Here is a 19,293-nt window from a genome sequence, read left to right as displayed (position 1 = left end):
CAGGGTGCACGACAGACGGCACTTGTTCTTGGCTCAGGAGGTAAACCTGAAGCCTCACAGGCAACAGAGAGGAACGATATGCGTATCACCGCTCGCATGACACTGGCTCTTTCGGCCGCGGCGCTCGCGCTGACCGTGGGAGCCGCCCAGGCGCAGGACAAGCTGCGCATCGGCACGGAGGGCGCCTACCCGCCCTTCAACAACCTGACCTCGGACGGCAAGCTCGAGGGCTTCGACGTCGATATCGCCCGCGCGCTGTGCGAGGAGATGAAGGCCGAGTGCGAATTCGTCACCCAGGATTGGGACGGCATCATCCCCGCGCTCCAGGCCAACCGCTTCGACGCCATCGTCGCCTCCATGTCGATCACCGACGAGAGGCTGCAGCAGGTCGATTTCACCAACCCCTACTACGTGAACTCGCTGGTCTTCGTCGCGCCGAAGGACAGCGAGCTCGACCCGGCCTCGATCGGAAGCATCTCCATCGGCGTCCAGGAAGGCACGATCGCGGCGATCTTCGCCGAAAAGACCTACCCCGACGCCGACCTCAAGGCCTATCCCTCGCAACTGGAGGCCTGGGCCGACCTCGGCAACGGCCGCGTCGATGCCGTGCTGGCCGATTTCGGCGTCCAGTATGACTGGATCAACGGCGCCGACGGCGCCTGCTGCGAGTTCAAGGGCGAGCCCGTCAGCAGTGACGACAAGATCGGCATCGCCATCCGCAAGGGCGACACCGAGCTGCGCGACCGTCTCAACACCGCGCTCGACGCGATCCGTGAAAACGGCAAATACGCCGAGATCAACAAGAAATACTTCCCGTTCGATATCTACGGCGAATAGGACGCGAGAAATCATCGCCGCCGGCAGGGTGCGCAGCGCCCCGCCGGCGCATCTAAGCGGGAGGTGCGGGCCGCGCACCTTGTCGACCCGCCCCTTGGGTGGCTTGACGGGCCTTCGGCAATGCTTCCGGCTAGGAGCGGAAACGACCTCTGTCGTGTTTGCGGCGATGCGTTGCCCGTCGAAATTCTCCGACCGACCGAAGCCGGAAGGATTCGATGAACGATTACATGACGCTGCTCAGTTTCGGGGCGCAGGGCTGGGGCGACGAGATCGCGTCGGGCATGGCGGTGACCGTGTCGCTCGCGCTCGCGACCCTGCCGCTCGGCCTCGCTGCCGGCTTCGTGATCGCTCTTGCCAAGCAGTCGGCCGAACCGAGCCTGCGGCTGGCGGCGAACATCTACACCACCATCTTCCGAGGCCTTCCCGAACTGCTGACGCTGTTCCTCGTCTTCTATGGCGCGCAGCTCGGCCTGCAGCGCGTCGTCGCGCTCTTCAGTCCCGGCGCGAATATCGAGATCAACGCCTTCGTCGCCGGCATGGTGGCGCTCGGCGTCGTCTTCTCCTCCTATGCGAGCGAAGTCTTTCTCTCGGCGTTTCGCGCGATCCCGGCGGGGCAATATGAGGGCGGCTACGCCATCGGCCTGTCGAAGCGGCAGACCATGCGGCTCGTCATCCTGCCGCAGCTCGTGCGCATCTCGCTGCCCGGCCTTTCCAATCTCTGGCTCATCCTTCTCAAGGACACCGCCCTCGTCTCGGTGATCGGCCTTTCCGACATCATCCGCCAGGCCGGCATCGCGGCGCGCGTCACCAATCAGGCCTTTCTCTTCTTCGGCGTCGCCTGCCTGCTCTATCTCGTTCTCGCGCTCATCTCCTCCGTCGCCTTTACCGCGATCGAACGCCGGACGCATCGGGCGGAGCTGGCGCGATGAGCGAGCTTGCCAGCGTCGAGAGGCCGCCGCCGCCGGCCCGCACGTGGAACCGGCAGCGGATCGTCGGCACCGTCCTCATCGGCATATGGGCGGCCCTCGGCCTCGGACTGATCGCCTTCCTCGCCTTGTCGTGGAACCAGGAGCTCTTCGAGCGCTACGCCCCGAACTACCTCTCCGGCCTGATCGTGACGATCCAGCTCGTCACCATCTCCATCGCGCTGGGCGCGCTGCTTTCCGCCCCCATCGCCTATGCGCGCATGTCGAAGAACAGGCTGCTCGCCTGGCCGGCCTACGCCTATGTCTATTTCTTCCGCGGCACGCCGCTCCTCGCGCAGGCCTTCCTGATCTATTACGGCCTCGGCTCCTTCCGGCCACAATTGGAGGCGCTCGGCCTGTGGACCTTCTTCCGCGAGGCCTGGTACTGCGCCATCCTCGCCTTCACCCTCAACACCGCCGCCTACCAGGCGGAGATCCTGCGTGGTGCGGTCGAAAGCGTGCCGAGAGGCCAGTGGGAGGGCGCGGCCTCGCTCGGTCTGCACAAGCTGCGAACCTTCCGCGAGATCATCCTGCCGCAGGCCATGATCGTCGCCCTGCGGCCCTATGGCAACGAGATCATCCTGATGATCAAGGCCTCGGCGATCGTGGCGATCATCACCGTCTACGACCTCATGGGCGAGACGCGGCGCGCCTATTCGCGCACCTTCGATTTCCAGACCTATCTCTGGGCGGCGCTCATCTATCTCATGATCGTCGAGGCGCTGCGCCATGCCATCGAATGGATCGAGCGCCGCATCATCAAGCATCTGAAGCGCTGATCCGGCGGTTTTCCCGCTGGCTCTGCCATATCGAGGGCCAGCGCTATTCCATGCGCATCCATGTTGCTTTAGACCGGAACCGACATCCGCACAGCGAGCAAGGGAAGAGATCATGGCATCGGTCGCATTCATCGGACTTGGCGTAATGGGATACCCGATGGCGGGCCACCTGAAGAACAAGGGCGGCCATGACGTCACGGTCTATAACCGCACCGCCGAAAAGGCCGGGAAATGGGCGAAGGAGCACGGCGGAAGCTTCGCCCCGACACCGGCCGAGGCCGCGCGGGACAAGGACTTCGTCTTCTCCTGCGTCGGCAATGACGACGATCTGCGTTCCGTGACGCTGGGCCCCGATGGCGCTTTCTCCGCCATGAAGAAGGGCGCGATCTTCATCGACAACACCACCGCCTCCGCCGAGGTGGCGCGCGAGCTCGACGCGGCCGCCCGCGAGCGCGGCTTCTCCTTCCTCGACGCGCCCGTTTCCGGCGGCCAGGCCGGCGCCGAGAACGGCGTGCTCACGGTCATGTGCGGCGGCGAGCAGGCGACCTTCGACAAGGCCGGGCCGGTCATCGACGCCTTTGCCCGCATGGTCGGCCTGATGGGGCCGGCCGGCGCCGGCCAGCTCACCAAGATGATCAACCAGATCTGCATCGCCGGCCTCGTCCAGGGCCTCGCCGAGGGCATCCATTTCGGCAAGAAGGCCGGCCTCGACATCGAGAAGGTCGTCGACGTCATCTCCAAGGGCGCGGCCGGCTCGTGGCAGATGGAGAACCGCCACAAGACGATGAATGCCGGCAAGTATGATTTCGGCTTCGCGGTCGACTGGATGCGCAAGGATCTGCGTATCTGCCTCGAGGAAGCCGACCGCAACGGCGCCAGGCTTCCCGTCGCCGCTCTCGTCGACCAGTTCTACAAGGAAGTCCAGGAGATGGGCGGAAAGCGCTGGGACACGTCTTCGCTGCTCGCGCGCCTGGAGAGATGACGGCGTGACCGCAGCGCTCTCGCGCGCCTCCACCGCCGACGAAATTCTGGGCCGGCTGAACGCGCTCGCCTCCGGGGAGAACCGCGCAGGGCTCGCCCGCTACGGCATCAACGCGGAAAACGCGCTCGGCATTCCGCACGGCGAGCTGCGCGCCATGTCCAAGGTGGTCAAGCGCGACCACGAACGCGCGCTCGCCTTGTGGGAAAGCGGCTTTCGCGAGGCGCGCGTGCTTGCCGCCATGACCGACGAGCCGGGCAAGGTGACGATCGGCCAGTGCAGGCGCTGGGCCGACGAGTTCAACTCTTGGGACATCGTCGACAGCGTCTCGGACCTGTTCGTCGCGACGCCCTTCTGGCGCGAGCTCGTCGGGGAATTCGCGGCCGACGAGCGCGAATTCGTGCGCCGCACGGCGTTCGCCATGATCGCCTGGGCGAATGTTCCGAGAAACAAGGTGCCCGAGGAAACGCTGCTTTCCATGCTGCCGCTGATCGAGCGCCACGCCGACGATCCGCGCAATTTCGTCAAGAAGGCGGTCAACTGGGCGCTGCGAGCGACCGGCAAGAACTCGCCCGCCCTTCACGCCGCCGCGCTGGACCTCGCGCGCGAACTGGCGGGCTCGGAAGACAAGACCCGACGCTGGGTCGGCAAGGATGCGGTACGCGACCTCACCTCGGAAAAGACGAAGCAGCGCCTCGAAGGGATCGCCAACAAGGTTTCAGGGAAACCGGCGAACTGAAAATCACACGGCGCCCTGCAGGATGGCCGCACTTTCCGGCTATGATTTTACGTGCGCGGCGTCCACGAATGCGTCGAATATTCGAAGACCCGCATGGTCCTCGGCCGCCAATTTTTCCGGATGCCACTGCACGCCCATGGCAAAGGATTGCGAGGGTATCTCGACCCCTTCGATCACCCCGTCCGGCGCGCGGGCGGTGACGACAACGTCTGTCGATGCCTCGACGATCGCCTCCCGGTGAAAGGTGTTGGCGCTAAATGTCTCGTTCCCGAAAATATCTGCCATCCTCGTGCCGGGCTGGATGAACACCTCGTGCCGCAAGTCGGCCTGATCGTGGTTGAGAGCGTCCGGCCACGAGGAGTGCACATCCGAAACCATCCGGCAGCCGTTCAGGCATGCGAGCATCTGCATGCCGTTGCAGATGCCCAGCACCGGCTTGTTGCGCGCGAGAAACCCTCCCATCAACGCCAGCTCGACGGACAGGCGATCTGACGTCGGGTATCGGGACTGATCGCCGTGAACGTACCAGGGCCTGGGAAATTCTATCCGCCCGCCGACGCTCAGGAACCCATCGAATTGCTCGATCGTCTGGTCTACGAGCTCCGGCAGATAGGGGATGCCGAAAGGCGCGCCCCCGGCACGGCTGACAGCAGAAAAGTAGTTCTTCGACGTCTGATAGTAATTGCCGCCGGCGCTGGTATTTTCATCCATGATCACGGCGATCATCGGCTTGCGCTTCATGTGCTTGCACCTGCTTGGCGTTTAGGTCGGAAGAATCCTTGCCGCACGATACTCGCCAAACTGGCCACATATGCAACGCCGTTCAGGCAATACGTCTCGCCTGATCCAACTGACCAGCACCATCTGGCCGGCATGCCCGGTTGTTCGACAGGTTCTGCAGTCAGGCCCGAAGGCCACCGGAGCAGGCGCGCCGGCGACCTCAGGCGGCGCGTTCACCGCTTTCCTTGTCGAGCACCAGATAGTCGAGCGGAAGCTGCGTCGTGTTCTTGATCTGCTCCATGGCGAAGGCGGAGGAGACGTCGCGTATCTCGATCCTGGCGATCAGCCGCTTGTAGAAGGCGTCGTAGGCGGCGATGTCCGGCACGACGACACGCAGCAGATAGTCCACCTCGCCGCTCATCCGGTAGAACTCCACCACTTCCGGGAATTCCTGGATGACCTCCGAGAAGCGCCGCAGCCATTCGTGGCTGTGCGAATTGGTGCGGATCGAGACGAACACGTTGACGCGCGTGTTGATCTTCACCGGGTCGAGCACGGCCACCCGGCGCTGGATGACACCCTCTTCCTCCAGCTTCTGGATGCGCCGCCAGCAAGGCGTCGTGGAAAGCCCCACCTTCTTGGCGATGTCGGCGACGGCGAGCGTCGCATCCTCCTGAAGCAGGCGGAGGATTTTGCGGTCGAGGCGATCCATCTTGGCACTCCATTAGAATTTCATGCCATGATGATTAGAACCAAATGCCTTTACAAGAAAATTTTTCTCATTCAAAAGCACAAGCGGAGCCGCAAGCCCTACGAAAGGCGGCCGAGCCGCATTCGGATTTCGTTTCTCAAGACCGGAAGCAATTCCCGTTCGAACCAGGGATTCTTTTTGAGCCATCCCGTGTTGCGCCAGGACGGGTGCGGCAAGGGCAGAACGCGCGGAGCGGAATTGCGCATGAGGATGGCGTGCCAGTCGGCGACGGTCTCGGTCAGGCTCGCCCGCCGCTCTTTCCCGAGATGCCATTGCTGCGCATAGGATCCGACGGCGAGCACCAGCTCGATCCGGGGCATGAGATCGATCAGCGGCGCGCGCCACGCACCCGCGCATTCGCGCCGCGGCGGCAGGTCGCCGCCCTTGGCGTCCTGTCCGGGAAAGCAGAAGCCCATCGGCACGATCGCGAAATTGCCCGGGTCGTAGAATTCGTCGCGCGAGACCTCCATCCAGTCGCGCAGCCGGTCGCCCGAACGGTCGTTGAAGGGCAGGCCGGTGGCATGCACCCTCGTCCCCGGCGCCTGCCCCGCGATGAGCACCCTCGCGCCGGAGGAAGCCACCACCACCGGCCGCGGCTCGTGCGGCAGCGGCCTGCGCGATGCCGCATCCCTGCAGATGCGGCATTCCCGAATGGTCGCCAGCAGTTCCGACAGTTCCTTGTCCATCAGGCCTTTGCGCTGGGGCGGGAAGAGACCTCGCCATACCAGCGATGGACGTTCCCGAGTTCCGCCGGCACCTCGATGCGTGCCGGCTTCATGAAGTCGATCGCAATCAGCCCCGTGATGTCGGCGATTGAATAGTCGTCGCCCGCGACGAATGCGCGCCCTGCGAGTTCGTCGTCGAGAAGTTGGAGGAACTCGACCGCCTTCGGCTTGTTGGCCTCGCCCCATTCGGGGATCTGCGGCACCTCCCATTCCTTCATCGCCGGATGGATGTGGCGGAAGGCCTGCGCCACCGCGGTCAGAAGGTTGAGCTCCATCCGGCGCTGCCACATCTCCACCTTGGCGCGACCGACCGCTCCGGTGCCGAACAGCGGCGGTGTCGGATGCAACTCCTCGAAATAGCGGCAGATCGCTACCGACTCGGTGATCACCGTGCCGTCGTCGAGTTCGAGCACCGGAAGGCGCTGCAGCGGGTTGCGCTCCCTCACCTCGTCCGACCTGTGCCCCATCGCTCCCATGTCGACCGGCACCAGCGGCACCTCTATGCCCTTTTCGGCAAGAAACACCCTCACCCGCCTCGGGTTGGGCGCGCGCCCGCCGTCGAAAATCCTCATCCGCTCTCTCCCTGTTGTCCGTTCATTGAGGAAAACAACTCTAGCAGCCAATTGAAGAAGCCGGAAAGACCACCGCCGCCATGCCCGGTCTCCGCCAGGCCGCCATGGACGCGCCGCCAATATTGCGGCCGATCGAAGGAACCGGCCCACATCCCCTCTCCCGCCCGCCGCGCGACGTCCTCCTCCGAATAGAAGTCGCCATAGGAAACGGCCCAGCCGCGCTCGACCATCGTCTTGTTCAGGTTGACGCCGCCCGCATGGCAGACGGCGAGAAGCCGGTCGTACTTGTCGTTTTCCCAGCCTTCGCAGGACACCCGCCCGCCGGCCACCATCCGCCGCAACGCGTTGCGCGCTTCCCGCCCACAGTCATAGGCCGCTCCGTTTCGCGTGCATTGCTGGGTGAATTCCGGCGCGTCGATGCCGCGTAGCCTGATCTTCTGTTCGCCGAGCGTGATCGTGTCGCCGTCGTTGACGATGGCATTGCCGCCCAGCGTCTGTGTCGCATCGTCCTGAAACCGGGCCGCGACCAGGGCGACGGCACCAAGAAGCACGACGGTCAGCGCAATGTCGAGCACCTTGCGCAAGCGGCTGCGCGGCCTCGAACTGCGGCGGTTCCGCGCGGCACGTCGCGGGCGATACGTCCTCATTCGTGGAAGGGTCTCTTAATCATTCGCCACTAAATTGAGATGCCAGTTTATCGCGCGCGCGAATTGAGCGGACGAATGGCGTTACAACGCTCGGCTTTCGCCGACAAGATCATTGTGGACCGCACCAGGGCGCACCGCAACACCGACGTCGCGCGCACCGTGCGCCGCATGCGCGACCGCCTTTCGCAGACCGGCGGCAATCCCGATTACGACCGCGAACTCCTGAAACTTCACGCCCGCGCGATGATCAACACGTCGACGGCGATGCCGCTGCTCGTCATGCTGATCGCCGCCGCCGGCCTCTTCGCCGGGATGGGCACGCAGATCCTGTTCTGGGCGCTGGTCATGGTCGCCGGCTATACCGGCCTCGCGCTGGTGGCGCGGCAGGCCGACCGCACCGACGTCTCCGAGATCGATACGCCGCGCGTCCACCGCGCCTTTTTGCTCGGCCATTTTGCCAGCGGCATCGGCTGGGCCTATTTCGCCTTCATCCAATGTGCCGAATGCCGGGTCGACCAGTTCCCCGTCATCAAGGCGGTCATCCTGCTGCTCGCAATCGCCGCCACGGCGCTGATCGCGTCGGCGCTGCGCGGTGCGCTCGTCGTCACCTTCGCGCTGCCCGTCGCCGTCTTCACCTTCGCTTCCGCGCGCTTCTGGATGCCCTCGGAATCGATCATGGTCGGCCTGCTGATCGCCTCGCTCCCCTTCTTCAGCTATGTGGCGAGCCACCTCAACAACTCGACCGTGATGCTCCTGTCGTTCCGTTCCGAGAAGGACGGGCTGATCGCCGAGCTCGAGACCGCCAAGTCGATGTCGGACGAGGCGCGCCGCCGCGCCGAGGAAGCCAACCTGGCGAAGTCGCGCTTCCTCGCCACGATGAGCCACGAATTGCGGACGCCGCTCAACGCCATTCTCGGCTTCTCCGAGGTGATGGCGACGGAAGTGCTCGGCCCGATCCAGAACGAGACCTATCGCGACTACGCCAACGACATTCACGGCTCGGGCAAGCACCTCCTCCATCTGATCAACGAGATACTCGACCTTTCACGCATCGAGGCGGGCCGCTACCAGCCTAACGAGGAGCCGGTGAGGCTCGCCGGCGTGGTCGAGGATTGCTGCCATCTCATGGAGATGAAGGCGCGCAACAAGGACATCCGCATAAGCCATCAGTTCGAGCAGGGCCTGCCGCGGCTTTTCGCCGACGAGCGCTCGCTGCGGCAGGTGACGCTCAACCTGCTCTCCAACGCGGTCAAGTTCGCGCCGAGCGGCGGCGAGGTGCGGGTGCGCGTCGGCTGGACGATGGGCGGTGGCCAGTATGTCTCGGTCAAGGACAACGGCCCCGGAATTCCCGAGGACGAGATCCCGGTCGTGCTCGCGGCCTTTGGCCAGGGCTCGATCGCCATCAAGAGCGCCGAACAGGGCACCGGCCTCGGCCTGCCCATCGTGCAGGGCCTGGTCGCGCTGCACGGCGGCGAGTTCCAGCTTCGCTCGAAGCTCCGCGAAGGCACCGAGGCGATTGCGGTCTTCCCTGCCTCCCGGGTGATGGAGGAACTGCCGGCGGTTCCTGCCCGCGAGAGATTCGAACCCGCGGTCGGACGGCGCCTCGCGAGTTGACGGCTATGTCCTGATCGTCATGCCGGAGTGGACGGCCGCGGCGTTCTTCACCAGGCCGGCGGCGAGTGCCGCGCCCACCCCCTCCCCGTCGCCCAGCGAGAAATCGAGCAGCGGCTTCAGACCGAGTATTTCCGCGGCCTTGCGCATGCCCGGTTCCGTCGAGACATGGCCGAGCAGGCAGTGTTCGATGGCCGTTTCGTCGGCCTGGTGGAGTACGGCGGCCGCCGCGAGGCCCGTATAGCCGTCGAGAATCACCGGTATCTTCTGCATGCGCGCGGCGAGGATCGCACCGGCGATCGCCGCGAATTCGCGCCCGCCGAGCCGGCGCAGTGCTTCCAGCGGGTCCTTTAGATGAGCCGAATGGAGCGCGACCGCGCGCGCCACGATTTCCGCCTTGCGCGTCATCATCGCCTCCTCCGCGCCGGAACCGGGACCGACCCATTCGCGCGCCTCGCCGCCGAAGAGGCCGTGCATCAGCGCGGCCGCCACCGTCGAGCCGCCCACGCCGATGCTGCCGGCGCAAATCAGGTCGGCGCCGCCGGCGATCGCCTCCATGCCGTAGGCCATGGTCGCCGCGCAGCCGCGCTCGTCCAGCGCCGCCTCCCGGGTGATGTCGGCGACCGGCAGATGCAGCGCGAGGTCGAACACCTTCAGGCCGAGATCGTTGGCCGCGCAGAGCTGGTTGATCGCCGCGCCGCCCGCCGCGCAGAACTCGACGAGGGATTGCGTGTCCGAAATTTGCCGGGGCGACACGCCGTGCCTTGCGACCTCGTGCGTGCCGGCGAACAACGCCACCAGCGGGCGCGCCACTTGAGGCGCGCGTCCGCTCCAGGCGGCCAGCCATTCCGATATGCCGGCGATGCGGCCGAGCTCGACGCCTTGCGCGGAAAGTCGCGCATTGCGTTCGGCGGCGCGCGCCGAGGCGGCCTTGTCCGGTCCCGGCAGGTTTTTGAGGAGATCGCGAAAATCGTCGAAGGGCAGTCCGCTGGTCATTTTTCGTCCGATGGCATTTTTGCTTCGTGCGCGGCATAGCCCTTCGCAAAGGCAAGCACAATGCCGGCGGGCCTGTGCGATATTGTCGGGCTTGCATTGATCGCCGACCTGTCCCATCTGGAAATAGCGGCAAGAGGCAACCGAATGACGGCCATCGAATCTCCCTGCATACTGGTCTGCTCCATGGACATGGCGACCGGCTACTGCTTCGGCTGCGGGCGCACCCGCGACGAGATCGGCGCGTGGCTGACCTATTCGCCGCAGGAGCGCCGCGCCGTCATGGAACTTCTGCCGGCGCGATTGGAGACGATCGAGCGGAAGCCCAGGCGCGAGACGCGCCGGGCCCGCATGGCGCGCGAAAGGGGCGAGAACGTCGGATGAACCGGTTTCTTTGGGTCATTCTCGCTATCATCGGCATCGGCCTCATCCTGCTCGTCGCCAATGACGAAAGCGGCAGCGTGTTCGGTTTCGGCACCGACCAGTTCGGCCGGATGCTCTATCTCGGCGTATTCGGCGCGGTCATCGCCGCCGGGATATTGGGCTCGGGCATGCGCTTCGGCCATGTCGCGCGCAGCCTCGCCGTCTGGCTCCTGATCATCCTGGCGCTGGTCACCGGCTATCAGTACCGTTACGAGCTTCAGGACATCGCCAGCCGCATGACCGCCGGTCTTGTGCCCGGCAGCCCGCTTTCCACGATCGACGGCGACGGCCGCGCCTCGGTCATGCTCGAGCGCATGTCGGACGGCCATTTCCAGGTGCGCGCCGAGATCAACGGCGCGCCGGTGCGCGTCATGGTCGACACCGGCGCGACGAGCACGGTGCTTTCGGCGCAGGACGCCCGCAGCGCCGGCTTCGATCCCGACACGCTCGCCTACAACGTTCCGATCATGACCGCGAACGGCGAAGCGCGCGCCGCGCGCATCACCATCGACGATTTCCGCATCGGCGACATCACGCGGACCAACATGCCGGTGCTGGTGGCCGAGGGCGGACGGCTCGGCCAGAGCCTTCTCGGCATGAATTTCATCAACACGCTTTCCGGCTTCGACATGCGCGGCGAAAGGCTGATCCTGCGCGACTGAGCGTCGTCCTCAGCCGATCAGGCTCCAGAAGAAGCGCGCCGAAACGAAGACGCAGAACAGGCCGAAGGCGACCTCCATCTGTCGCTTCTTCAGCGCATGCGCGATGCGCACCCCGTAGGGCGTGACGATCAGCGCGATCGGGATGATGAGCGCCACCGCGATCCAGTTGATGAAGCCCGTCGAGGCGATCGGCAGCAGCGGATTGCCCCAGCCGGCCCAGATATAGCCGATGGTTCCCGGAATCGCGATCAGGACGCCGACGCCGGACGACGTGCCGACCGCCTGGTGCATCGAGCGCCCGTAGAGCGTCATGAAGGTGTTGTTCATGACGCCGCCGCCGATGCCCATCAGGGTGGAGAAATAGCCGATCAGCAGGCCGACGATCCCCCGCGCCGGATTGCCCGGTATTTTCTCGCCGATGCGCCAGGATTCGCGGTTGAAAAGCAGCCGGAAGGCCACCGCCAGCGTGGTCACGGCGAAGATGATGCGCAGGCTCTCGCTGGAAATATAGGCCGCCGTCAGCGAGGCGAGCACCACGCCGGCCGGCACGGGGATCAAAAAGCTCTTCAGAAGCTCCATGTCCACCGCGCCCCGCGCCTTGTGGGCGGTGAAGGAGCGGATTGAGGTCGGGATGATGATCGCCAGCGACGATCCGACGGAAAGGTGCATGCGCACGCTTTCGTCGACGCCCAGCAAGCCCAGCACCTGGTAGAAGACGGGAACCAGCACCGCACCGCCGCCGATGCCGAATATGCCGGCGAGCAGGCCGGCGACGACGCCGGCCCCCGCGATGGCGAACGCGAAACTCGCGAGCTCGCCCCAGGGAAGATCGAGTCCCACCATAAGAATTCCCCCGAGATGGAAAGGTGGCTAAACGGTCTGGGAGGTAAAGTAAATCGGGTCAGGCGGCCCTTGCCGTTTCGTCCAGGTGCACTTCGGCGAAGGCTTGCAGCAGGATCTTCTCGTCCGCGCCGGGCTTCACGGCTTCCGTCGAAAGTATCTGCCGGTAGCGCCGCGCGCCCGGCAGGCCGTGGAACAGGCCGGTCATGTGCCGTGTGACATGCGCAAGCCGCCCGCCCCGCGCGATGTGGCGCGCGGCGTACTCCGCCATCGCGTCGATCAGCTCCGCGAAATCCACCGGCCCGCCGGCTTCGCCGGGGTAGAGCCCGTCGACGCCGGCGAGGATGCCGGGATTCTGATAGGCGGCGCGGCCGAGCATCACGCCGTCGACGCCGTTGCCCAGATGCGCGCGCGCCTCCTCCAGGGTCAGGATGCCGCCGTTTATGCCGACGAAGCGTTCGGGCAGTCTCTGCTTCAGGCGGTAGACGCGCGGATAGTCGAGCGGAGGAATGTCACGGTTTTCCTTGGGGCTCAGCCCCTGGAGCCACGCCTTGCGCGCATGCACCCACAGCGCGTCGGCCCCGGCCGCGAAGACCCGGTCGGCAAGCTCGTCGAGCGCGATTTCGCTGTCCTGGTCGTCGACGCCGATCCGGCACTTGACCGTGACCGGCACCGAAACGACGCCCTTCATCGCGGCAACGCAATCCGCGACGAGGCCGGGCGTCTTCATCAGGCAGGCGCCGAACGTACCCGACTGCACGCGGTCGGACGGGCAGCCGACATTGAGGTTGATCTCGTCATAGCCGAAATCCGCGCCGATCCGCGCCGCCTCTGCGAGCTTTTCGGGATCGGAACCGCCGAGCTGCAGCGCCACCGGATGCTCGCAATCGTCGAAGCCGAGCAGGCGCCCGCGGTCGCCATGGATCGCCGCGTCGGCGACCACCATTTCGGTGTAGAGCAGCGCGCGGCGCGTGAGCCGACGATGGAAGAACCTGCAATGCCGGTCCGTCCAGTCCATCATAGGTGCGACGGATAATTTATCTTTATTTTCAGTCACTTAGATCTCTATGTTGGTCCAATCAACAGAAGACTAGACACTATTATATATTGAAATACTTGGCTTTTTTTCGGTAGCTACCCAAGTGGTGAGATTTTCGCACCACTCAGTTGGTACATTTTTGGTACATTTTTGGAGGTACACCCCCGCGACCAGCGATGTACCAAATAGGAAAATTATCCTAGAGCAGCTTAGAGGGATAGAGTGACAAGAGGTAGATTGCGCCTTCGATAAACGCCGCATCTTTTGGTGCATTTTTGGTACATAGCCACCCCAAATAAGATGTAAGCATCTGTTTTTATTATCTAATGTACAATTACCGTCCAGTCCATCATCGGCGCAATGGCAACCCTATACGCTTGATATTCCATCGCTTTTTTTGCATTCTCAACATGTTGCATTGCAGCGCGCTCTACGGCCGAATTCGCTTCCGTTTCCGCGTTTGGGCCTACAGCACCCGCCGCGGAGTTTTCCTTCGGTTCCTCGCGTTCAGCTTCGACGCAAAGCAGTTACGCGACCGGGACATTCCCGCGCCCGGCCGACGGTTAATCTAGGCGATACCGTGAAGCTCCAAGGAGCGCGGTGAACCTATACTATGCGATACGCATACAACCAAGACCCTGCGGTTCGACGGCCTGCGCCGGGCCCGCAGCCGAGCGACAATCCCGACCTGAATGGAAACGGTGAAAGCTCCAATGTTCGCGGCGTCAGCCGAGTTCGCGGATCATCCTGGCTTCCGTCTCCAATATCCGCGCCGTCTGCTCCGCCGATATATGTGTCAGCATGAGACTGATGCAGCATTCGAGATAGGTGAGCGAAGAACGGCGCAGATAGTCGTCTGTCTGCTTCTGCGCCAGGCGATCGATGTCGTGTCTCTTGTAGGGCATGGCCGCATTCCCATGAGGTTGCAGGATCATACACATCAACCCATGTCGGCAGCCTATGTTCCTCTCCACGGGCTCGAAGCCGCCAGTCCCTTTCACCCGTCGCACGGGCGGAAGACCGCTCCTTACCCGGCGCACGAGCCCGACGAATGGCCGGCTCGACGGTCTCCACGATATCCGAGGCAAAACGAGCCGGGGAACATTGCGGGCCCCGCGAAGTTCGGGCTGTCTGGATGTCAGAAGGAGGATCCGGCTATGCAAATTTTCATACGAACGACCGCTGCGGCGGCACTGCTTGCTTTCTCGGGCGGTATCGGGCTTGCCGACGACTGCGTCGACCCAAGCTCCTCCGCTTCGATCGGCCAGGAGCAGAAGACGCCTCCCGTCGCCAAGGACGGATCGAAAGCTCCGCTGGAGGCTCAGCCTCGGGATACGGACAAGTCCGGTCAACCCGACCAGGCGCAGAAAGACGGCTCCAACATGCCGCTGACCGAGCAGGAAGGCGGCGGCGACAAGAACCTGGCAACGTCGCAGCAGGACACGGAAGCCCAGCAGGAGGGTGACCGGACCGCGGCAGCGAAAGCCGAGGATTGCTAGCGCCTCGTCGGAATTGACGATGCGCGTGAAGCGTTAGGGCTGGGCAAAGGTATTTTCCTCCAAGCTCGGCGCGCGAGCGGCCACGCCTGCTCGTTTCAGTGCCACGCCGTGCTTCCTCCGCCGAAGAGCGCGTTCACGATCTCCTCCATCAGCGGCGGACGGCGGCAGAGAATGAAGCCGGGATAGCGATCCGGGAAGCGTCCGAGATTCTGTTTTGTTGCGAACACGAAGGGTATTCGCCGTTTCATCAATTCGTCGGCGAGGGGAAATGCGCGCGCCGCGGAGAGGGAAAGGTCGAGTATCGCGGCGTCCGGCGCGGGAATTTCCGAGATGCGGTCGAGTGCCAGGTCGACGTCGGAAAACGGGCCGATGATGATGGTTCCCAGCCGGGCAAGCTCCTTCTCGGTTTCGTTCGTGAGCAGATGGTCGTCCTCGACGAGCAGAATCCGTCGCCCGTCGAGCTTTCCGGCCAGCCTCTGGAACGTTCGCTGGTTCTGTTTCATTGACGACTCGTGCCGGCATTCCCCGCTTCTCCCCTGCCCCGCAGAACATTGACCTGATGCAGATGTTCCGGCGGCTGCCCCAAAAACCGCCGCCATCCGGGTCGGCGCGCGACCGGGAGATGCGGGTGGTTGGAATGCGGCGACCTCGGGCGTCGTTCAGATCAACGTGCCCGTACGTCCGACGCGCCGGCGTCGCGGAACGCTTGCTTGGCAACCGCGATTTCATCGCGGCCGACGTCCGCCGACACCTGAATCTTCCCGCGAAGAGCCGCGCCGAGTTCGGAGCCTCCGGCCCCTTCGCGGGAAGCATCTCCGCCGGACGGTGCCGTGCCGGCGGTGTTCATGGCGTCTTCCGCCTGCACGAAGATGTCGGCCCGGTTGATCTTGTGTTCCTGAACAAGGTGCTCGACCGCGCGATCGGCCGCCGCCCGGGTCGCGAAGGTTCCATAAATCGTCTTTACGCTGTCATCGGCCATTTTCTGTTTCTCCCGCATGGGATGACAGAAGCGATTTATGCCCCGGTTGTTCCATCGGCCGGTCGTCGGCGGTCAATATCCGCCGGTCATGACGATCGTTTCGCCGGTCATGAAGCTGCAGGCGTTCGACGAGAGGAAAACCGCCGCCCCGACCATCTCGTCCACGGTCCCTGCGCGGCCCATCCAGTTCAACCCGCGAACATAGGCCGCCCAGGCCTCCGGATCGCCGTCGCGCCGATCGGCATTGCGGTCGGTGTCGACCAGCCCCGGCGCGAGCGTGTTGAGAAGCACGCCGCGCGGTGCGTATTGGCGGGCGAGGCTCTGGATCAGATTGTGTTGCGCGGCCTTCGTCGCGGCATACATCGTCACCACCGGCTTGGGACGGATCTGGTTGATCGAGCCGACATTGACGACACGCCCCCAGCCGCGCTCGGCCATGCCCGGAAGACAGGCCTGGAGCATGTCGAGCGTCGAACGCAGATTGACCGCGACATGCCCGTCGAAGCTCTCGTCGTCGATGTCCCCGATCTCGCCGTTGATCTGCATGGAAGCGTTGATGACGAGAATGTCGATGCCGCCGGCGAGCCTTTCTGCCTCCTCGATCAGCTTTTCGCCGGCATGGGCCAGCGAAAGGTCGCCGGAAACGGAAAAGCAGGTGCCGCCGGCCTTCTCGATCGCCTCGCGGGTTGCCCGAGTGGAGTTTTCCTTCGCGCCGTGGACGACGACCTGCGCGCCGAAGGCCGAAAGACCTTCGGCCAGCGCGGCACCTATGCCGCGCGACGACCCGGTGACGAGCGCGCGCTTTCCCGCGAGCGAAAAGAGCTTGTCGGCGAAGGGCCGCACGCTCATGACGACTTGCCCGCGGCCTTGAACAGATTGTCGGCGATGCCCTTGTGCCCGGTGAGACAGGCGAAAAGGCCGCCCGACAGCGGAGCCTCCGCCAGCGCCGAGGCCGGCAACCGCGTCCTGGCGCTCGTGACGTAGAGCGTCGCGAGATCGTCGCCGCCGAATGCGACGCTCGTCGGCCGCGGCACCGGCATCTCGATCGAGAAGTCGAGTTTGCCGTCCGGCGTATAGCGATCCACGCGCCAGCCATCCCATATGGCGCACCAGACGCCTCCGTCCGCATCGACCGCCAGGCCGTCCGGGCGGCCGCTCGCTTCCGGTATCTGGGCGAACACCCGGCGATCCGATATGCCGCCATGCCCGTCGACCGCATAGGCCAGGATGGTTCCCGGCACCGTATCGACGAAATAGAAGGTCGAGCCGTCGGGGCTCCATCCCATCCCGTTGGAGACGGTTATTCCGCTTTCCATCTGCCGCACCGAGGTCTCGCCGGCGATGCGGTAGAGGCTGCCGCCGGGACGGCTCGCATCGAGGCGCATCGAGCCGACCCAGATGGCGCCGTGACGGTCGACCTTGGCATCGTTCAGCCTGTTCTCCGACAGTTCCGCTTCGGGATTGACGTAAGGGTCGAATGTCCCGAGAGCGAAATCGAACTTCTCGATTCCGTCCTGCGACGCCACGAACATCCGGCCGCCCTCGGCGGGCAGGATGGCGCTGACCAGCTTGTTCGTGCTGCGCGTCTCGTTGCGGCCGCTCGCGGGATCGAACCGATGCACGGCCGGCTCGAGAATATCGACCCAGTAGAGCCGCTTCTCTTCCGCGACCCATACGGGAGATTCACCGAGCTGCGCGCCCCAGGGAAGCACGCAATCGACATCCACCCGCCGGGTCGTCCTCAGTTGCGAGCGCGGTCGGGGACCGGAACTGATCGCGACGGTGCCCGCCGATCCCGTGATCCGGCGGGCGGCCGCCATCAGTTCGCGTCCGACCGGGTGAATGCGTTCCTTGTCCAGGCGCGACGATGGGGCGAGCGCCACGATCGCGCCCATCGGTCCGCCGTCACGGCCCGGAAGCGCCGCCGCGACGGAATTGACGCCTTTGAGGTGCTCTTCATAGGACACGGCATAGCCTCGCGCGCGGGTCAGGGTCACCTCCGCCATGAGTTGCGGGAGATCGGTGATGCTGCTGGGCGTATGCCTGTCGAGAACCAGCTTGCCGGTCAGCGCGCGCAGGGCCGACGGTTCCATGGCGGCAAGCAACGCCTTGCCGGCGGCTGTGCAGTGAAGCGGAACCCGCCTGCCCTGGTCGACGCGCACGCCCAACCCGTCGCCGGATCTTTCTTCCATGTAGAGCGCCTGCTCGCCATCCAGCCTGCAGAGCGCGACGGTTTCGCCGAGCTCCGCGGAAAGGCGTTCGAGTTCCGGAAGCGCCGCGGACGAAAGATCGAACGTGTCCCAGACGCGGTGCGACAGCTCGATGAACCGGTGGCCCAGCATGTAGGTACCGTTCTTCTGGTCATGCCGGACCAGGCGAAACGCGATGAGCGTGCGCAGGATTCGCGAGAAAGTCGGCTTGGGCATGCCCGAGGCGCGCATCAGGTCGGCGAAGCGCAGGGGCTTTTCCGCGTCGGCGATGAGGTCCAGCAGGTTGAGGCCCTTGGTGAGCGCCGCGGTTCCGGCGGGGACGCCGGGTTCCTCGCGCTCGTTCATGCCGTCCGTCTGCGCCATGCCGCCGCGGCGTCCTTCAGCATCCGGTCTATCGTCCATTCTGGATTGAACCCCAGCGCAGCCCGTATTTTTTGGTTCGACGTATGGTACCATACGCCCGCACCCGGCAGATCGACCGTCACCACGGGCAATCCGGTGATTTCTCCCATGTCACGCAGAAGCGCTTCGAAATCAACCGGTTCGGTCGCGCCGAGATTGAAGGCCTGGCCGGCGGCATCGGGATGGTCGAGGGCCAGCAATATGCCCTGAACCATGTCGCGCGTGTCGGTGACATGCATCTTGAACGGGCGGCCGTTCTCGTTGCGGGCGAGGATGTGGGCCTCGCGACCGGGATCGGCCGCGCGCAGCACGTCCGCGACCGCTCGATTGCCGAAGGCCTCCTGCTGGCGGATGCGCGGACGAAGGAAGAAGCGCGGGCCTGAAAAGAAACTGTCCGGATCGAGCAGCTCCTCGGCATCCTGCGTATGCGAGAAGCGGAGGATGACGGTCTCCATGCTTCCCGTCCTTTCGTGGAAGCGAACGAGTTCCTCGCCGAGCAGCTTGGTGAGGCCATAGGCGGAGTTGGGCCGGAAAGGGTGTTCCTCGTCGACCGGAAGATAGTCGGGAACGTTCTCCGGATAGACCTCCCCCGACGAAGCGAAAACCAATCGCCTCGTTCCAGCCGACGCAGCCGCCTCGAGGATGCGTCTGGTTCCCTCGACATTGGCCGCGAAAAGCCGGTCGCGATCCTCCGCCCGCCAGGACATGAACGCGCCGAGGTGAAGAACCGCGCCTGCGCCCGCCGTGGCGATCTCGCATTTCGCGCGGTCGTCGAACGCGCCGACGACCTCGGAATAGGAGGGATGCGCCAGGCCGCTTTCGCGTAGGTCGAACCCTCGAACCGTCTCTCCCCGAGCCAGAAGCGCCTTGACGACGGCCGAACCGATGCGGCCCGCCGAACCCGTAACCAGAATCGTCATG

General features: G+C 64.6%; 23 protein-coding genes. 9 read left to right on the top strand and 14 right to left on the bottom strand.

What is annotated here, in order from left to right:
- Positions 1–78: 78 nt before the first annotated feature.
- The 5 genes from XW59_RS09575 (at position 79) to XW59_RS09555 (ending at position 4,299) form a co-directional block, all read left to right on the top strand.
- A complete protein-coding gene (locus XW59_RS09575) occupies positions 79–837 on the top strand; it encodes an ABC transporter substrate-binding protein (RefSeq protein WP_047144726.1) in 759 nt (252 codons plus the stop codon).
- Positions 838–1,052: 215 nt separating this feature from the next.
- Positions 1,053–1,766 carry an ABC transporter permease gene (locus XW59_RS09570; protein WP_047144725.1) on the top strand — a complete coding sequence of 238 codons (714 nt, stop codon included), beginning with the start codon at positions 1,053–1,055 and terminating at the stop codon, positions 1,764–1,766.
- Positions 1,763–2,581 carry an ABC transporter permease gene (locus XW59_RS09565; protein WP_047144724.1) on the top strand — a complete coding sequence of 273 codons (819 nt, stop codon included), beginning with the start codon at positions 1,763–1,765 and terminating at the stop codon, positions 2,579–2,581. Before XW59_RS09570 ends, XW59_RS09565 begins: the two co-directional genes overlap by 4 nt.
- 112 nt (positions 2,582–2,693) lie before the next feature.
- Positions 2,694–3,563: an NAD(P)-dependent oxidoreductase gene (locus tag XW59_RS09560; RefSeq protein WP_047144723.1), complete on the top strand. Its 870-nt coding sequence runs from the start codon at positions 2,694–2,696 to the stop codon at positions 3,561–3,563.
- Positions 3,564–3,567: 4 nt separating this feature from the next.
- Entirely contained in the window at positions 3,568–4,299 is a 732-nt protein-coding gene (locus XW59_RS09555) for a DNA alkylation repair protein (RefSeq protein WP_047144722.1), read from the top strand.
- A gap of 39 nt (positions 4,300–4,338) precedes the next feature.
- Here XW59_RS09555 and XW59_RS09550 read toward each other — a convergent pair whose 3' ends face one another.
- The 5 genes from XW59_RS09550 to XW59_RS09530 form a co-directional block, all read right to left on the bottom strand.
- Positions 4,339–5,040: a gamma-glutamyl-gamma-aminobutyrate hydrolase family protein gene (locus XW59_RS09550; RefSeq protein WP_047144721.1), complete on the bottom strand. Its 702-nt coding sequence runs from the start codon at positions 5,038–5,040 to the stop codon at positions 4,339–4,341.
- Between the two features lie 199 nt (positions 5,041–5,239).
- Positions 5,240–5,731 (bottom strand): Lrp/AsnC family transcriptional regulator, encoded by a 492-nt coding sequence (locus XW59_RS09545; RefSeq protein WP_047144720.1) that lies wholly within the window; start codon positions 5,729–5,731, stop codon positions 5,240–5,242.
- 98 nt (positions 5,732–5,829) lie between these two features.
- Positions 5,830–6,456 carry a uracil-DNA glycosylase family protein gene (locus XW59_RS09540; protein WP_047144719.1) on the bottom strand — a complete coding sequence of 209 codons (627 nt, stop codon included), beginning with the start codon at positions 6,454–6,456 and terminating at the stop codon, positions 5,830–5,832.
- On the bottom strand, positions 6,456–7,067 hold the full coding sequence (locus XW59_RS09535) for a glutathione S-transferase (protein ID WP_047144718.1): 612 nt from the start codon (positions 7,065–7,067) through the stop codon (positions 6,456–6,458). The genes XW59_RS09540 and XW59_RS09535 overlap by 1 nt, the downstream gene beginning before the upstream one ends.
- A complete protein-coding gene (locus tag XW59_RS09530; protein ID WP_047144717.1) occupies positions 7,064–7,714 on the bottom strand; it encodes a thermonuclease family protein in 651 nt (216 codons plus the stop codon). Before XW59_RS09530 ends, XW59_RS09535 begins: the two co-directional genes overlap by 4 nt.
- A 75-nt stretch (positions 7,715–7,789) precedes the next feature.
- Between XW59_RS09530 and XW59_RS09525 the strand changes: the two genes are divergently transcribed.
- Positions 7,790–9,328, top strand: a complete 1,539-nt coding sequence (locus tag XW59_RS09525; protein ID WP_047144716.1) for a HAMP domain-containing sensor histidine kinase — start codon at positions 7,790–7,792, stop codon at positions 9,326–9,328.
- A gap of 3 nt (positions 9,329–9,331) precedes the next feature.
- Here XW59_RS09525 and XW59_RS09520 read toward each other — a convergent pair whose 3' ends face one another.
- Positions 9,332–10,321, bottom strand: a complete 990-nt coding sequence (locus XW59_RS09520; RefSeq protein ID WP_047144715.1) for a nicotinate-nucleotide--dimethylbenzimidazole phosphoribosyltransferase — start codon at positions 10,319–10,321, stop codon at positions 9,332–9,334.
- A 144-nt stretch (positions 10,322–10,465) separates the two neighbouring features.
- Between XW59_RS09520 and XW59_RS09515 the strand changes: the two genes are divergently transcribed.
- Positions 10,466–10,702 carry a DUF1289 domain-containing protein gene (locus XW59_RS09515; protein WP_047144961.1) on the top strand — a complete coding sequence of 79 codons (237 nt, stop codon included), beginning with the start codon at positions 10,466–10,468 and terminating at the stop codon, positions 10,700–10,702.
- Positions 10,699–11,403 carry a TIGR02281 family clan AA aspartic protease gene (locus XW59_RS09510; RefSeq protein ID WP_047144714.1) on the top strand — a complete coding sequence of 235 codons (705 nt, stop codon included), beginning with the start codon at positions 10,699–10,701 and terminating at the stop codon, positions 11,401–11,403. Before XW59_RS09515 ends, XW59_RS09510 begins: the two co-directional genes overlap by 4 nt.
- 9 nt (positions 11,404–11,412) lie before the next feature.
- Here XW59_RS09510 and XW59_RS09505 read toward each other — a convergent pair whose 3' ends face one another.
- The 3 genes from XW59_RS09505 to XW59_RS09495 all read right to left on the bottom strand — a co-directional run bounded on the left by XW59_RS09505 (position 11,413) and on the right by XW59_RS09495 (position 14,187).
- Complete coding sequence (locus tag XW59_RS09505) at positions 11,413–12,246, bottom strand: sulfite exporter TauE/SafE family protein (protein WP_047144713.1); 834 nt, start codon at positions 12,244–12,246, stop codon at positions 11,413–11,415.
- 58 nt (positions 12,247–12,304) lie between these two features.
- Positions 12,305–13,300: a tRNA dihydrouridine(20/20a) synthase DusA gene (dusA, locus tag XW59_RS09500; protein WP_047144712.1), complete on the bottom strand. Its 996-nt coding sequence runs from the start codon at positions 13,298–13,300 to the stop codon at positions 12,305–12,307.
- 707 nt (positions 13,301–14,007) lie between these two features.
- Positions 14,008–14,187 (bottom strand): hypothetical protein, encoded by a 180-nt coding sequence (locus XW59_RS09495; protein ID WP_047144711.1) that lies wholly within the window; start codon positions 14,185–14,187, stop codon positions 14,008–14,010.
- A 252-nt stretch (positions 14,188–14,439) separates the two neighbouring features.
- Between XW59_RS09495 and XW59_RS09490 the strand changes: the two genes are divergently transcribed.
- Positions 14,440–14,781 carry a hypothetical protein gene (locus tag XW59_RS09490; RefSeq protein WP_052958074.1) on the top strand — a complete coding sequence of 114 codons (342 nt, stop codon included), beginning with the start codon at positions 14,440–14,442 and terminating at the stop codon, positions 14,779–14,781.
- A gap of 95 nt (positions 14,782–14,876) precedes the next feature.
- Here the strand turns inward: XW59_RS09490 and XW59_RS09485 are convergent, their stop codons facing one another.
- From XW59_RS09485 to XW59_RS09465, 5 genes are all read right to left on the bottom strand, one after another.
- Positions 14,877–15,284: a response regulator gene (locus XW59_RS09485; protein ID WP_047144710.1), complete on the bottom strand. Its 408-nt coding sequence runs from the start codon at positions 15,282–15,284 to the stop codon at positions 14,877–14,879.
- A gap of 161 nt (positions 15,285–15,445) precedes the next feature.
- Entirely contained in the window at positions 15,446–15,760 is a 315-nt protein-coding gene (locus XW59_RS09480) for a hypothetical protein (protein ID WP_047144959.1), read from the bottom strand.
- Positions 15,761–15,832: 72 nt separating this feature from the next.
- Positions 15,833–16,609: an SDR family oxidoreductase gene (locus XW59_RS09475; RefSeq protein ID WP_047144709.1), complete on the bottom strand. Its 777-nt coding sequence runs from the start codon at positions 16,607–16,609 to the stop codon at positions 15,833–15,835.
- Positions 16,606–18,333, bottom strand: coding sequence for an SMP-30/gluconolactonase/LRE family protein (locus XW59_RS09470; protein ID WP_047144708.1), 1,728 nt, complete (start codon positions 18,331–18,333; stop codon positions 16,606–16,608). Before XW59_RS09470 ends, XW59_RS09475 begins: the two co-directional genes overlap by 4 nt.
- A complete protein-coding gene (locus XW59_RS09465; protein WP_047144707.1) occupies positions 18,312–19,292 on the bottom strand; it encodes an NAD(P)-dependent oxidoreductase in 981 nt (326 codons plus the stop codon). Before XW59_RS09465 ends, XW59_RS09470 begins: the two co-directional genes overlap by 22 nt.
- Between the last annotated feature and the right edge of the window lies 1 nt (position 19,293).

Source organism: Aquamicrobium sp. LC103 (genome assembly GCF_001014615.2).
GTDB lineage: Bacteria > Pseudomonadota > Alphaproteobacteria > Rhizobiales > Rhizobiaceae > LBCQ02.
Note: the sequence above shows the minus strand (reverse complement) of the source record. Positions and strands in the feature narration are given on the sequence as shown.